Below are 13,632 nucleotides of genomic sequence, written 5' to 3' on the forward strand. Positions count from 1 at the left end.
TTACGCTTCCCCGCCCGTAATGAGCGTTTTAAGAGGAGTTGAGGAGTCTGCTGCCGCATCTGCAGGGATGTTTGCTCCTGCATTAAGTGCGCGACGAACGGCCATATAGTCGCTGACGTCATTGACAGCGTCGATGGCCAACAGGGAACCGTTCTTGTAATAGAGAACGGAGAATTTGTCCGCGGCTCGATCACCTCGAATAACGGTCTGGTCGTATCCTGAAGAGAGGCCCGCAATTTGTAGTTTGAGATCTGCCTGGTCAGACCAGAACCACGGGACAGCCCGGTACGGCTCGCGAATTCCCATGAGTGTCTGAGCGGCAACTTTGGCCTGATCCACGGCGTTCTGCACAGATTCCAAACGGACAGTACCTTCATGCCCAAGTGGGTGAGGCAGGATAACTGCGTCGCCAGCAGCGACAACGTTCGAGTTGGAAGTTTCCGCAAACTCGTTGACCACGATGACGCCGTCTTCCATCTCGAGTGCCAGCTGATCAGCTAATTCCCCTCGAGCGGTTACACCGATTCCCACCATGACAATGTCTGCAGGAACAAGAGTGCCATCAGCGAGCTGAACTCCCGTAACTTTGCCTCTGTCACCCACAAGGTGTGACACCTGCGCGTTGAGGTGAACAGTGGTGCCACGCTTTTCATGTGCTGCCTTGTAAAAGTCACTCACAATCGGCGACACCGCCCGACTCATCAGACGAGAACCGGACTGCAAAACGGTGACGTTCTTGCCAGCTTTCTGAGCAACCGCGGCAACCTCGAGTCCAATAAATCCCCCACCGAGAACAACAAGGTTGTCGATAGAGTCCCAGCGTTTCTTGAGCTCTTTGGCGTCGTCGAGATGACGCATGTAGAGCACCCCGTCAAGATCGGCACCCTCGACTTTGAGCTTGCGGGGATCCGCACCTGTAGTCAGGGCCAGTTTGTCGAACTCGTAGGACTTTCCCGAGCCGCCGGTGGCTAATCCCCCAGCTGGGCCAAACTCGACATGCACAATTTTGTCACCCGTGACAACACCAATGTTGTTCTCAACATAGAAGTGTTCGTTGCGGAACTCTAAAGATTCTTCATCCATGTCGCCGGCAAGATATGCCTTCGACAATGGTGGTCGCTGGTAGGGGGCATATGCTTCCTCGCCCACGATAGTGACATCACCGGCATAGCCTTCGTCGCGCAGCGACGAGGCTATTTGCATACCGGCTTGGCCGGCACCGATGATAAGAATTTTTTCCTTCATGATGACTACTGCTTGGGAGCGATTCGGACCTTGAGACCGTCGAGCTCTGCACACATCTTGATCTGGCAAGAAAGTCGGGAAACCGGCAGACGTTCGGACTCTGCACCATCGAGCATGTCGTCTTCGAGGTCGGAGACCTCTCCGGCAGCAGCAATGAAAGCGTCATCGACATAGACGTGGCAGGTTGCGCAGGAACATGCGCCACCACATTCAGCGACGATGCCCTTGACGCCGTTCTTTACAGCGATTTCCATGACGGAATCACCATCACGAGCTTCGAGCGTGGTCTCGGTTCCGTCTGGGGAAATATAGGTTACGTGGGGCATTGGTTTCTCCTGTGATGTGTTCTGTCGATAAAAGTGTTAGATGAACTGCTTGCCGCCGTCGACGACGAGCGTCTGTCCTGTGATGTAGCCAGAGTCATCACCTGCAAGGAAAATGGCTGTTCCCACGATGTCTTCCGGCTGACTAGCGCGTTTGATGGCGCCTCGATCAACACCATAGGTTTCTGCATCTTCCATCAAACCGAGGCTTGCCTCCGTGAGAGTAAAGCCAGGGGCAATCGCGTTAACTGTCACGCCCTGTGCACCCACTTCACGGGCCATGACTCTGGTCATTCCGATCACAGCAGCTTTGGATGCCACATAGTGCATCCACAGAGGTGAGCCGCTGAATACCGTTGCGGAAGCCACATTCACAATGCGGCCGCCGGGCTGAGCCATCTTGGGGTATACCGAAGCTGAGCACAGCCACGCGCCCTTGACGTTCACGTTCATCACGCGGTCCCATTCGGCGGGGTCTATCTCTGTGAAAGGCTTGCGAGTCAACGTTGCATAAATAGCCGCATTGTTGATGAGGACATCAATGCGTCCAAAGGCATCCAGCGCGGCCTGAGCGAGCGCATCAGTGGATTCTTTGTTCGTGACATCTACCTTCACCGCGATGGCCTTCGCGCCAGTGGCGGTCAGCATTGCTGCCGTTTCTTCGACGCCAGCCTGGTCAATGTCAGCAACAACAAGCTGAGCACCCTCGGCGGCGAAGCCTTGAGCAAAAGCGCGGCCGAGCCCACCTGCAGCTCCGGTAACGATGACGACCTTGCCATCAAAATTCTGTAGTGCACCCATTAGGCGACATCCTCTCGGGTGTAAGTGTTAGCAATTTCATCACTGAAATCCATGCAGGCAGTAGTCACGAGCACACGTGACATTGCTTTTGCTTGGTCTGTAAAAAGTTCGTTATATGCCCGGTAAGCACACAGCCGCAAAGACTGTTGGGCATCGATGCCAAACCAGTCCATCACGACACGGCGACCGTGAGGGGTAACGCGCCAGACCTTGTCGGAGTCCTTGACCAAGGCATCGTTGGTGTTGATGGTGACGAGACGGGTGTCATGGCCATCAATGATGTCCACGATTTGCACGATGTCCTCCTCGGGAACTCCGACCTGCTCGAGGATCTCACGCGCTATGCGGGCACCCTCTTTTTCATGCTGAATGACCAGGTGGTGAAGAGAGTCATCAGCCCCAGGAGCGATCGCTTCGAGCGCAAGACGCTCATCTACAGTCGACCATCCCGTGTCATGCAACAGAATCGCTGGGAGCACGATGTTCTCATCAGCCTCAGGAATCTGTGAGAGTAATGCTTGCGCGATGGAATAGGCATAGAGACTATGCGCGTCGTTGTCACGGGTGCGAAGGTATCCCTTCGCCAGGGACCAAATCGCCCCATCCCGCTCGTTCAGTTCAATCATCCCGGGGACTCGCGATGCATCCGGAATCTTTCCGGTGACATCGCGGCCCAGGTGATTGACAACTGGTGAGTGGGATGGGGACGACATAGTTTATTCCTTAGTGGCTGCTTACTTAGCCAATGATCTCGACGGTACCGTTCGAGCCATCGACTCGAATCTTCATACCTGTCTTAATCTTGGTGGAAGCAGAACCGGTACCGGTGACGGCGGGGAGGCCGTACTCGCGGCACACGATAGCCGCGTGGCTCATCATTCCACCGATGTCGGTCACGGTTGCGCTGATCTTGCCGAAGACAGGTCCCCAGCTAGGTGCGGTCACAGGAGCAACAAGGATTTCGCCCTGCTGGAGCTGGTCAAGCTGCTCTGGTCCCATGATGACGCGAGCCTTACCCTCAACAACACCAGGGGATGCTGCCATACCCTTGAGCTGGTTGGGGTCGCCCTCGTCGGCGCCAAGCCACTGCTGAACCTGCTCGGTGGTGATACCCCAGAGCATGATGGTGAAGGGCTCGTTGATTTCTGCTGGAGGCTCGTTGAATGCAGGCTCGGGGCGTGCAGTCATCAGGGCATCCACGATCTTGCGACGACGCTCGATCTCAGCTGGCCAGTAGGTAGGTGCGATGCAGTCTGCGCCAACTCCCCAACCAGTTGCGAGGTCGAACAGGACGGGACGGACTTCGTCTCGGGTCAGGTAGAGCATGTCATCTGGTTCGGTCCAGAAGCCGTAGCTGTGCAGCAGACGAGACAGCTGACGAACCTTGCGCCAGAAGACGCCCATGGTCCAGTGCTCAATGTAGAAGTTGTGGTCCTCTACGTAGGGATAGACGGTGCGTGCTAGACCAAGCTTGCCGTTGAAGGTCTCAAGGGCTTCACCGTCAAGAAGTTCAGCGTATTCACCCGAGATACGGTCGCGCTCAATGATGAGAGCATCCTTCGGACGGTGAAGCTGCTCGCCCTTAGCTGCACGAACAACGTAGTCCTGGATGTAGCCCATAGGCAGATCGAGGTTGTCGCGCCAGTAGACGTCAGAGCCGTAGAAGCCGTTACCGCTGGTGTAGTTGAACCATGGCTCTTGAGCCTTCTCCCATGCAGCAATCCACTTCTTGCCGTCAGCTGATCCAGCAAGTTCCGCAAGGGTGGTTGCAGCGTCATTGTTCTTGCCGAAGACAGCAGTCAAGTTGTGCTTGACCGCGCGGTCGGCCAGATCCTTGAGCTCGTCGTCGGGACGGAACAGGACCGAGTCAACACCCATGACCATCTTTGCGATAGCAAGGTCAGGAATACCGGGGAAGGATTCCTTACAAAAGCCGAAGAAATCGAGGTAGGCGACGTATCCGAGGTTCAGGAACTCGAAGTGGTGCTCCCAGTTCTTGTAGGCCAACTGGATCAGGCGATCGTAGTCAGCCATCATCTTTGCGGTGGGGTCAATACCTGCACCGCTGGTGATGACCTCAATGTCAACCATGTCTGGGAGAGCTTCGAAGTTGATAGCATCCATCTCTTCGATGGTGGCCAGAACCTTCTTCTTCCAGTTCTCTAGGAGGGAATCCCAGTTCTGGAAGTAGAAACCAGCACGCTCCATGAAGTGAGGGACGCGGTCACCGATGAGTTCAGGAGCAACTGCAACAGGGCTCATGTAGCAGAAGCCGTTGTGGATGCGGAACTCAATACCGTTTGCCGGAGGAATGATGTAGTGGCGTGTGTTGTACGCACCGAGGCAACGAACGGCGAACTCAACACCGACGGTCTCGAAGGGCTTGAACACGTTAGGCCAGTGCTGCGAGTCGCAGAACCAGAACTTGGAGTTTTCCTTGTCCTTCAGGTTTTCCTGGAAGACGAGGTTATAGGGGTAGAGGTCTTGCCAACCTTCAGCGCCCTTGGGCGCTGGTAGGTCGTAAGGCGAGACGAAGCTCTTGCGAGCGGCACTTGGCGTCATTGCTTTAGCCTTCTTTCCGAACATGGGGTGGAGCCTTTCTCATCGTCGAGATTGGTGGAACAGGGTGGTGTTACAGGTATTGCGTGTGAGAAGTTTTTACTTCCGGTCACCGATTTGGGCCATCAGCGACTTTGTGATCGCTTCGATGCCGGAACCGGTTGAAGTGATTTTCACTTCCTGCTTCTTCTGCGACCAGACCGTTTCGGGCCGGCTTTGCAGAAGGAGAACGTTGGCGCCAACAGGGAGATCGGCATCAATAGCCCACTCAATGTCCTGTACGGTGCCGTAATGCTTGTGAGCTGCCTTAGCCAAAGTGGCAACCTGGATGAGTTCTTCATCGCTCAGGCTGGGGCTGTTTCGGCGCTCAGCGTCAACTTCCTTGCGGATCACGGTACCGTGGCCGGAAGGAACGAGTTCTTCGTGCTTATCGGAGATGATGCGATTAATGATGTGCATCATGACCTTGTCAATCACGAAGTTGTCAGGGGTAACTTCACCAGAGACAACCATCTCGCCCAAGCCCCAGCTGGAGTCCACCACGATCTTGGACTTGTCACCGTTGCTGGGGTCAATGGTCATCGCGACACCAGAGGTTCGCGAGTTAACCATCTTCTGAACCGCAACGGCCATAGACAGACCTTCATCAGAGATGTTGTTCGCCATGCGGTAGGTAATTGCACGAGCAGTGTAGAGAGACGCCCAGCACTCACGAATCTTGAGCATGACGGCTTCCTGGCCAATGATCCAGAGGTAGGTGTCCTGCTGGCCGGCAAAGCTCGCGTCGGGCAGGTCCTCTGCAGTTGCGCTCGAGCGTACAGCCACAGGAACTTCTCCTCCACAGAGTTCCATGAGTTTCTGATAGGCCGCGATAGTTTCTTCGCGAACATCCTCTGGAACTTCCTGCGTCATGATGAGCTCACGAATGTGAGCGGCACGCGTGTCGACATCGACCACATTGTTAGGATCAAGCCCCGCCAAATGCTTCACAATGTGATCACGCAAGGTGGTCTGGTTCATCACTGCATCGAATGCATCGGTTGTAACTGCGAATCCCGGCGGAACTGGCATGCCTGCACTGGTCATGATGGCCAGGCTGGTGCACTTGCCGCCCAAGCGATCGTGCTCAGGTGTCTCCGTACTATCGAAAGCGAAGGTGTATTTACCCATTGTTGTTCCTTAGTTTGACCATTCCACGGGAACCGACGTTGGCACCCGGAAGGAGAGGTTTTCAATGAAGTTGATGTCCGCACCCGGCATGAGTCGCAATGTGGGCATCTTCTTGGTAATTTCCTCCAGGACAACTTTGCCTTGCAGTTTTGCAAGGAGGTTGCCCAGGCAGAAGTGGATACCGTAACCAAAAGACATGTGGTTACGTGCATTTTCTCGACCAATGTCGAAGACATCAGGGTTCTCGAAAACAGCGGCATCTCGGTTTGCTGAACCCATCAGCAGCAGTACTCCTGAGTCCTTGGGAATCTTGACTCCGCCGATTTCTGCATCGCGCGTTGCCTTACGGCGCCAGGCGACGATGCTGCCACCCATGCGCAGGACCTCGTCGATAGCCCCAGGAATCTTTTCTGGCTCTGCTACGAGTGCCTGATATGCATCGGGGTTTGACAGGAGCAATCGCAAGGAATTGGAAATCAGAGTGGTCGTCGTTTCGTGACCGGCAAAGAGCATGGAGTAGAGCAGCGATGCAATTTCGTGATCTGAGATTTCATGCCCGTCAGCCTGCAGAACAAGCAAGTCATTGACGAGGTTGTCGCGACCAGGGTTCGCTTTATTGTCTGCGACTACTTCTTGGCAGAAGTTCCAGTACTCAACCAAGCTGTGCGCGTGTGGAATCTGTTCCTCATCCGTGAGCTCTGCCCAAGTCATCAGAGCACGGCTAGCTGACCACTTTTTGATTTCTGGGATGCGACTAATGGGCACGCCCATCAACGTCAAGATAGTAATCGTAGGGAGATCATGCGCGATGTCGCTGAGAATATCCCCGGGCTCACCGGCTGCAATCATCTTGTCGATCATGATGTCGACGTTTTCGCGAATAGCAGGTTCGAGAACTTTGTAGCGGCGAGGTGTAAACGCTTTAGAAGCTACAGAGCGAAGACGTGTGTGCTCTGGCGGTACACGTGCTGAAAGTCCGGAATATGCGGTGAATCCCCCGTCGGCCATGATCTTCTTGGCTGGTTCACCCATAGGGCGCACAGGAGCTTGAGCATTTTCAGAAGAGAAAGACTCCCAGTCCTCGAAGGTTGCCTTGACATCTTCATATCGAGAAACGACGTAGTAGCCGATGCGTTCGTCATACATCACAGGCTCTTCGCGACGTAGCTCTGCGTAGGCAGGAAAAGGGTCCTTCATGTCGAAGGGCTCATACCCGTGGTGAGTTTTTGCACTCATGTGCGTTCCTCCTTGAACGTGCGTAACTTCATAGTCACGCTGTTCGAGGCAAACACCTAGAGACTTTTCTCACTCAATGAGAAAGTGATGAAAAGTTAATAAAACAGTCGGGGTACACCGGACAACGAAAGACTACAAATTAGCGAATGGACTTACCCGAGAGAGTCGATTGGATGCTTTCCACCGTTCCCCGGAGCAAAGGCATGAGTCTTTTTACTTCTGTGATTTTCCCTTTATCCAGAACCATTCCCACAGACGCAATGGTCTGGCCCTCAACAACAACGGGGAGGGCGAGAGAAAATTGACCCACTCGCATTTGCTCGACAGTGATGGAATACCCCGTTCGCTTTACTTCTTCGATTTCAACTCGCAGAAGGGCGGGATCTGTCACCGTCATCGCAGTAGGGGCTTCCAACTCGCGTTCGAGATATGCCTCGACGAACCACTCAGGCTGCGCAACCAACAAAACACGGCCCACTGCGGTGGCATGAAGGGGCAAACGACCGCCCACGCGGGAAATGAGGGGAACCTTCTTGGAGCCATAAATCTTGTCGGTGTAGAGGGTCTGGGTTCCCTCCCGAACTGCCATGTGAACATTCTCATGAGTGAGATCGAAGAGGTCTTGAAGGAAAGGGTGCGCGCGGTCACGAAGTCGGCGCCCAGCTAATTGACCCAATTCCCAAATACGCATGCCGACTTGGTATTTGCCGTCTGCAACCTTATCTAGACCGCCCCATTCCTCAAGTTCGTGAACGAGTCGGTACGTAGTGGAGAGCGGAAGCCCTGCGCGATGCGCGATACGGGAAACTGAGAGGGCGCCCGGAGAGTTCTCAAAAGCTGAGAGAACGGACAAGGCTCTTGCGGTAACGCTTGCACCGCTTGGAGAGGTTGTCTGTTCTGCCTTAGGCATTTAACCTCTGGCCTGCTCGTGGTGGTGAATAACCTCTTCGACGACGAAGCGGAACCACTTCTCTGCGAAAGTCGGGTCAAGGTTTGCCTCTTCGGCGAGCGCACGCAAGCGTGCCACCTGGCGTGCTTCACGCGCGGGGTCTGAGGGGGGAAGATCGTTGGAGGCTTTGAGCTTGCCGACCTTCTGGGTGAACTTGAAACGCTCGGCAAGCATGTGAATGAGTGCAGCATCGATGTTGTCGATGCTCTCGCGAATACCTGCGAGTTCTACTGCGACCTCAGGGTCCATCTCGTTGTGCGCCATGCTTTCAGGTTAGCGCAGGAGGTGTTACTTCTTCGATTGCCGGCGCATGATGAGCACACCAGCGATCACGATGGCACCACCGACAGGTTCATACCAGTGCAGGTTTTCACCCAAGAACAGCACACCCAGCAGTACGCCCACAATTGGCATGACATAAGTCACTGCGGAGGAACGTGTGGGCCCCCAGGACTCGAGCACATCGTTGAACCAGAGATAGGCCAAACCTGTTCCACCCAAGCCGATTACGGCAATAGCGACGATGGTGGTCCAGTCAATCGTGACGGGACCTAAAGCGATAAAAGGTGTGAGCAGCAACATAAAGACAACAGCTGCGCCGACCTCAACGATGGTCATTGCGCGAACGGATACCCCGCTCGGGAACACAAACTTCTTCAGATAGGTGCCCGAGAGTCCATACATGACGGCAGCACCGATGCAGGCCATCTGACCCCAGAAGCTGCCACCAATCTCGGTCAGGGTCCACGGTGCGATCACGACGAGCAGACCAACCAGGCCCACGAGTACGCCAACGATCTGCCTGCGGTTGAAGTTCTCCACGCGCAACACATAAACCGCAATGATGGCGGTCATGATCGGAGTGAGGCCGTTATAGATCGTGGCAACGGCAGAGGTGATGTATTGCTCCGCCCAGGGGAAGAGCAGGAACGGAATACCGATACCAATCACGCCTGCCACAGCGATATGGCCCAAGAGATTGGGGTCCCGGGGAAGCTTCTGGCGGCTCACGATCAGAACAACCAGCATGAAAAGACCGCCGGCTAACACCCGTGACCACGCAATCTGTCCCCAGCTCAGGGTGTTCATTGCGATCTTGATGAAGTAGAAGCTGGAGCCCCAGAGCAGGGCCAAGAAAATGAACTTTGCGGTGACAATAACCGGAGATTGTCCAGGTTTATAGGTCGCGGCAGGAGTAGTCATAACCTGTTTAGCCTAGGGCCTGAAACGCACTCCCGGGCAGGGTAATTAACCCCACGTACTGGAGGGAAGGAAGTGGACTGAAGTTAGCCGACGAGGTCGTGTTGCACGATGATGGCATCGCGGGCAGGACCCACACCAATTGCGGAGAAACGTGCACCGCTCATAGCTTCCAGAGCAGTGACGTAGTCCTGAGCATTCTTGGGCAGATCGCTGAAGCTGCGGGCACCGGTGATGTCTTCGGTCCACCCGGGGAAGTATTCCAAGATGGGGGTGGCGTGGTGGAAGTCACTCTGGTTTACAGGAACCTCATCGTGACGAACACCGTCGACGTCGTAGGCGACACAGACCGGGATCTTCTCCAGGCCAGTAAGCACATCAAGCTTGGTCAGCACGAAATCGGTTACACCGTTAATACGTGCGGTGTAGCGAGCAATCGGTGCGTCGTACCAGCCACAACGGCGAGGACGGCCGGTCGTGGTGCCGAACTCAAAACCCTTGGCGCGGAGAAATTCACCATCAGCGTCGAAGAGCTCGGTGGGGAACGGCCCCGCACCCACGCGGGTTGTGTAGGCCTTGATGACGGCAATCACGCGTTCAACCTTGTTGGGTCCAATACCGGAACCGGTCGAGGCGCCACCGGCGGTGGCGTTGGAGGACGTGACAAATGGATACGTTCCGTGGTCAATGTCGAGCATGGTGGCCTGGCCACCCTCAAACAGCACGACCTTGTTTGCTTCAAGTGCCTGGTTGAGTTCCAGGGCGGTGTCTGCCACCATCGGCGCAAGACGCTCACGGTAGGACAGGAGTTCTTCAATCACAGCATCGGCAGAGATGGCACGGCGGTTGTAGATCTTGGCCAACAGGTGGTTCTTGATCTCGAGCGCAGCTTCGACCTTCTGGCGCAGAATGCCTTCGTCGAAAATGTCCTGGATGCGGATACCCACCCGGTTGATCTTGTCTGCATAGGTGGGTCCAATACCTCGACCGGTGGTGCCGATCTGGCGCTTACCCAAGAAACGTTCGGTCACCTTGTCCAGGGTGCGGTGGTAGTCCGTGATGACGTGCGCATTCGCACTCACCCGCAGCTTCGAGGTGTCAATACCGCGAGAGTTCAGCGCATCGAGCTCTGCAAAGAGCACCGAGATGTCGATGACAACACCGTTCGCAATAACGGGGGTGACGCCGGGGGTCAGGATGCCCGAAGGAAGCAAGTGGAGGGCGTACTTCTCATCACCAATGACGACGGTGTGACCGGCGTTGTTTCCGCCGTTGAACTTAACCACGTAGTCGATGCGATCTGCGAGAAGGTCGGTAGCTTTACCTTTACCCTCATCGCCCCACTGAGCACCAATCAACACAATTGCTGGCAAGACGATTTCCCCTCGTCGTGAAGTACGGCCTGTGCAACTGCGACCTGCCAGTAATTCATTCTACCGGCTAAAAATCCCCTGTTTCCCGGGGTGACGCCCTAGTCGACGGTGGCGACAAGAACCACATCGATGGCAATGTGGTCCAGACCCTCAGCGTGGACGGCACGTTCCCGCAATTCGAGCGTGCGAATGTTCAACCGCAGGTCTTCACACGCCGCACGCAACTCCATCATGCTGGGGTTCAGCTCACGAGCAGGTGGCCCGCCAAAGCCCCGGGTCACATTTTCCCGGGCATGCCAGACCCCAAACACAGTGCCGCCCCGGCGGGTGTTGAGCATAGCCACCCCGAGTGCAGCCCCCAGGTCTGCGGGAGGCAACTGGAGGTAGGCAAGAACGCTGAGATCAACCGGACGAGTTGTGCAGGACTGTGAGTTTGTGGCATCACCAACAGTGCCCGTGCAGAGGGCGGTCAGTCCTGCTTGTTCAGCACGCTGCAAGAATTTCTCTACCGCGACAGCAGAGAAGTCAGAGTTCTCTGCGTGCCACCCGCGGCTGGCAAACCACAGGGCATTGCGACCTTCGCCACCACCCAAGTCCAGCATGTTGCCCGTAGGAAGATCCAAGAGATACTCGACCACATATTGGTTGGGCTCTTGAGACCACACCAGTTCAGCTTCCGTATAGCGTTTATCCCAGGCTTCGGCTGCGTTCGGTGTCGACATCAATGTTCTTCTTACTTCTCAAAATCCACGTGCTGCATCACCCAGGAATGCATGGTGACGGCAGCTGCGGCGCTGGCGTTGATAGACCGGGTGGATCCAAACTGAGTAATCTCAATCACGGCTTCAGCGGCGTCAATAGCTTCGGGAGACAGGCCCGGGCCTTCTTGGCCGAACAGAAATAGGCACCGCTCGGGGAGGGCATAAGTTTCGATCTTCACGCAGCCTGGAACGTTATCGATGGCGAGGAGAGGAATGTCTTCCTTCTGTGCCCAGTTCACGAGGTCTGCCACAGTGTCGTGGTGAAGAACGTGCTGGTAGCGATCGGTGACCATGGCGCCACGCTTGTTCCAGCGGCGGCGCCCAACAATGTGGACGGTGTCCGCACCGAACGCATTGGCGGAGCGCACGATGGAACCAATGTTCATGTCGTGCTGCCAGTTTTCAATGGCAACGTGGAAAGGGTGACGCTTCTCATCCAAGTCAGCAACGATGGCTTCCATGGTCCAGTAGCGATACCGGTCAATCACATTACGGGTGTCGCCCTTTTCGAGTAGTTCCTGGTCATACCAGGGCCCCTCCGGGAGTTCCCCCATCCACGGCCCTACACCGGAGGTGCTCAGCTCATGCGTGGGTGAAACAGGAAGATCAGTCACGACTACTGAGGCTCGAGACCGAGGTCCTCGAGGGCAATCGCATAGAAGTAGGGGTAACCCGCGGTTTCAATACGCTGACGGGCATCGGTGGCACGGTCAACCACGACGGCAACGCCGACAACTTCAGCACCGACCTTCTCCAACGCTTCGATGGCCTTCAGTGGTGATCCACCCGTGGTGGAGGTGTCTTCGAGCACGACGACGCGCTTACCGGTGAGGTCTGGTCCTTCGACCTGGCGACCTCGGCCGTGGTCTTTAGGTTCCTTGCGCACAACAAAAGCGTCGTAGGTCAGCCCCCGAGCAGCACCTTGGTGTAACACAGCGGTGGCGATGGGGTCAGCGCCCATGGTGAGACCACCCACGGCATCCACATTCGGAATCTCAGCCAGCACGTCAAGCATGACCTGACCGATCAGAGGGGCAACGCGGTGGTCGAGGGAGATCTTGCGCATGTCCACGTAATACGTGGCCTTCTTGCCGCTGGTCAGAGTGAAGTCTCCGTGGAAGACGGCTTCCTCTTTGATGAAATTAATCAGCTGTTCGCGTGCAGAAGTCATGCCGTAAGTTTATCGACCGGCCAGCATGGTTACTGACGTTGCGGGTGCACTGTCCGTGGTGAAGGCAACAATACTCATACAAAAACCCCGGTCGTGTGATCGGTTCGTAAAGAACTACAGGGACGGTTCCGGGGTGTTCCATCCAAGAATAAAACAAGGTACTGACATGGTCAATATGAACGAGTGGGATATCGCGGTGCGCTACTTAGCTGGAGCTCGCCTTCGCCCATACCTCGAAGCCTGCTCGGGGAACGATGAGCTAGCTCTTCGCTTATATGAATGGAACACAGAGATATCCTCCGCGCTGTGGGAATCACTGTCATATCTTGAAGTCAGTGTCAGGAACACCATTGACCTGCAAATGCAATACCGCCAACAAAGGTTGGGTAGAGAATCCCATTGGATCTTTGACACCGATGGTGAGTTGGGAAGAAATCGAGAAAATCCTGCTGAATCCAAGCAACCTTATAGAGCAATTCACGAAGCGACCCGAAGGATTCACAACCAACACAAGGAAGTAACGCCTAACCGAATTATTTCAGAGCTGTCTTTTGGATTCTGGCACCAGATGATGTCAAAACAGCAGCGATTTTTGTGGCCTGATCTTGCATCAGGTTTCAGAAATTTGCCCTCGCGCGCTCCTGACGAGCTGGTAACAAAGTTCGAACCGTTGAGGGATTTAAGGAACAGGATTGGACACCATCACAAAATTTTTCATCTCGATGTTTATGAAAAGTTTGACCTGATTACATCTGTCGCGAGCTTCGTAGAACCAGCTCTAGCGGACATGATTCGTTCTCGTTCTCGATTGGAGGATTTACTTTCACACAGGCCGGTAACTTAG

15 protein-coding genes are annotated in these 13,632 nt (G+C 55.1%); 1 reads left to right on the plus strand and 14 read right to left on the minus strand.

Going from position 1 to position 13,632, the window contains the following annotated elements:
* The 14 genes from M2119_RS01295 to pyrE form a co-directional block, all read right to left on the minus strand.
* On the minus strand, positions 1 to 1,245 hold the full coding sequence (locus M2119_RS01295; protein ID WP_280803170.1) for an NAD(P)/FAD-dependent oxidoreductase: 1,245 nt from the start codon (positions 1,243 to 1,245) through the stop codon (positions 1 to 3).
* Positions 1,246 to 1,250: 5 nt separating this feature from the next.
* On the minus strand, positions 1,251 to 1,571 hold the full coding sequence (locus M2119_RS01300) for a 2Fe-2S iron-sulfur cluster-binding protein (RefSeq protein WP_280803171.1): 321 nt from the start codon (positions 1,569 to 1,571) through the stop codon (positions 1,251 to 1,253).
* Between the two features lie 36 nt (positions 1,572 to 1,607).
* A complete protein-coding gene (locus M2119_RS01305; protein WP_280803172.1) occupies positions 1,608 to 2,369 on the minus strand; it encodes an SDR family NAD(P)-dependent oxidoreductase in 762 nt (253 codons plus the stop codon).
* Positions 2,369 to 3,082 (minus strand): HD domain-containing protein, encoded by a 714-nt coding sequence (locus M2119_RS01310; RefSeq protein ID WP_280803173.1) that lies wholly within the window; start codon positions 3,080 to 3,082, stop codon positions 2,369 to 2,371. The genes M2119_RS01305 and M2119_RS01310 overlap by 1 nt, the downstream gene beginning before the upstream one ends.
* 25 nt (positions 3,083 to 3,107) lie before the next feature.
* Positions 3,108 to 4,955 (minus strand): PEP-utilizing enzyme, encoded by a 1,848-nt coding sequence (locus M2119_RS01315; protein WP_280803174.1) that lies wholly within the window; start codon positions 4,953 to 4,955, stop codon positions 3,108 to 3,110.
* Positions 4,956 to 5,027: 72 nt separating this feature from the next.
* Positions 5,028 to 6,098, minus strand: coding sequence for a PEP/pyruvate-binding domain-containing protein (locus M2119_RS01320; RefSeq protein WP_280803175.1), 1,071 nt, complete (start codon positions 6,096 to 6,098; stop codon positions 5,028 to 5,030).
* A 9-nt stretch (positions 6,099 to 6,107) separates the two neighbouring features.
* Positions 6,108 to 7,334, minus strand: a complete 1,227-nt coding sequence (locus M2119_RS01325) for a cytochrome P450 (RefSeq protein WP_280803176.1) — start codon at positions 7,332 to 7,334, stop codon at positions 6,108 to 6,110.
* A 139-nt stretch (positions 7,335 to 7,473) separates the two neighbouring features.
* On the minus strand, positions 7,474 to 8,244 hold the full coding sequence (locus M2119_RS01330; protein ID WP_280803177.1) for an IclR family transcriptional regulator: 771 nt from the start codon (positions 8,242 to 8,244) through the stop codon (positions 7,474 to 7,476).
* On the minus strand, positions 8,245 to 8,547 hold the full coding sequence (locus tag M2119_RS01335) for a chorismate mutase (protein ID WP_280803178.1): 303 nt from the start codon (positions 8,545 to 8,547) through the stop codon (positions 8,245 to 8,247).
* 24 nt (positions 8,548 to 8,571) lie between these two features.
* A complete protein-coding gene (locus M2119_RS01340) occupies positions 8,572 to 9,486 on the minus strand; it encodes a DMT family transporter (RefSeq protein WP_280803179.1) in 915 nt (304 codons plus the stop codon).
* An 83-nt stretch (positions 9,487 to 9,569) separates the two neighbouring features.
* Positions 9,570 to 10,856, minus strand: coding sequence for an adenylosuccinate synthase (locus tag M2119_RS01345; protein WP_280803180.1), 1,287 nt, complete (start codon positions 10,854 to 10,856; stop codon positions 9,570 to 9,572).
* Positions 10,857 to 10,954: 98 nt separating this feature from the next.
* A complete protein-coding gene (locus M2119_RS01350; protein WP_280803181.1) occupies positions 10,955 to 11,578 on the minus strand; it encodes a class I SAM-dependent methyltransferase in 624 nt (207 codons plus the stop codon).
* 11 nt (positions 11,579 to 11,589) lie between these two features.
* Positions 11,590 to 12,171, minus strand: coding sequence for a TrmH family RNA methyltransferase (locus M2119_RS01355; protein WP_280804436.1), 582 nt, complete (start codon positions 12,169 to 12,171; stop codon positions 11,590 to 11,592).
* Positions 12,172 to 12,233: 62 nt separating this feature from the next.
* Positions 12,234 to 12,788 (minus strand): orotate phosphoribosyltransferase, encoded by a 555-nt coding sequence (gene pyrE / locus M2119_RS01360; RefSeq protein ID WP_280803182.1) that lies wholly within the window; start codon positions 12,786 to 12,788, stop codon positions 12,234 to 12,236.
* A gap of 166 nt (positions 12,789 to 12,954) precedes the next feature.
* Between pyrE and M2119_RS01365 the strand changes: the two genes are divergently transcribed.
* Positions 12,955 to 13,632: an Abi family protein gene (locus M2119_RS01365; protein ID WP_280803183.1), complete on the plus strand. Its 678-nt coding sequence runs from the start codon at positions 12,955 to 12,957 to the stop codon at positions 13,630 to 13,632.

The organism is Aurantimicrobium minutum (genome assembly GCF_029894165.1).
GTDB lineage: Bacteria > Actinomycetota > Actinomycetes > Actinomycetales > Microbacteriaceae > Aurantimicrobium > Aurantimicrobium minutum_A.

Excerpts from the sequence above, each read along its gene's own strand:
- M2119_RS01295 (WP_280803170.1), bottom strand. The coding sequence starts at position 1,245 with ATGAAGGAAAAAATTCTTATCATCGGTGCCGGCCAAGCCGGTATGCAA.
- M2119_RS01300 (WP_280803171.1), bottom strand. The coding sequence starts at position 1,571 with ATGCCCCACGTAACCTATATTTCCCCAGACGGAACCGAGACCACGCTC.
- M2119_RS01305 (WP_280803172.1), bottom strand. The coding sequence starts at position 2,369 with ATGGGTGCACTACAGAATTTTGATGGCAAGGTCGTCATCGTTACCGGA.
- M2119_RS01310 (WP_280803173.1), bottom strand. The coding sequence starts at position 3,082 with ATGTCGTCCCCATCCCACTCACCAGTTGTCAATCACCTGGGCCGCGAT.
- M2119_RS01315 (WP_280803174.1), bottom strand. The coding sequence starts at position 4,955 with ATGTTCGGAAAGAAGGCTAAAGCAATGACGCCAAGTGCCGCTCGCAAG.
- M2119_RS01320 (WP_280803175.1), bottom strand. The coding sequence starts at position 6,098 with ATGGGTAAATACACCTTCGCTTTCGATAGTACGGAGACACCTGAGCAC.
- M2119_RS01325 (WP_280803176.1), bottom strand. The coding sequence starts at position 7,334 with ATGAGTGCAAAAACTCACCACGGGTATGAGCCCTTCGACATGAAGGAC.
- M2119_RS01330 (WP_280803177.1), bottom strand. The coding sequence starts at position 8,244 with ATGCCTAAGGCAGAACAGACAACCTCTCCAAGCGGTGCAAGCGTTACC.
- M2119_RS01335 (WP_280803178.1), bottom strand. The coding sequence starts at position 8,547 with ATGGCGCACAACGAGATGGACCCTGAGGTCGCAGTAGAACTCGCAGGT.
- M2119_RS01340 (WP_280803179.1), bottom strand. The coding sequence starts at position 9,486 with ATGACTACTCCTGCCGCGACCTATAAACCTGGACAATCTCCGGTTATT.
- M2119_RS01350 (WP_280803181.1), bottom strand. The coding sequence starts at position 11,578 with ATGTCGACACCGAACGCAGCCGAAGCCTGGGATAAACGCTATACGGAA.
- M2119_RS01355 (WP_280804436.1), bottom strand. The coding sequence starts at position 12,171 with ATGGGGGAACTCCCGGAGGGGCCCTGGTATGACCAGGAACTACTCGAA.
- pyrE (WP_280803182.1), bottom strand. The coding sequence starts at position 12,788 with ATGACTTCTGCACGCGAACAGCTGATTAATTTCATCAAAGAGGAAGCC.
- M2119_RS01365 (WP_280803183.1), top strand. The coding sequence starts at position 12,955 with ATGGTCAATATGAACGAGTGGGATATCGCGGTGCGCTACTTAGCTGGA.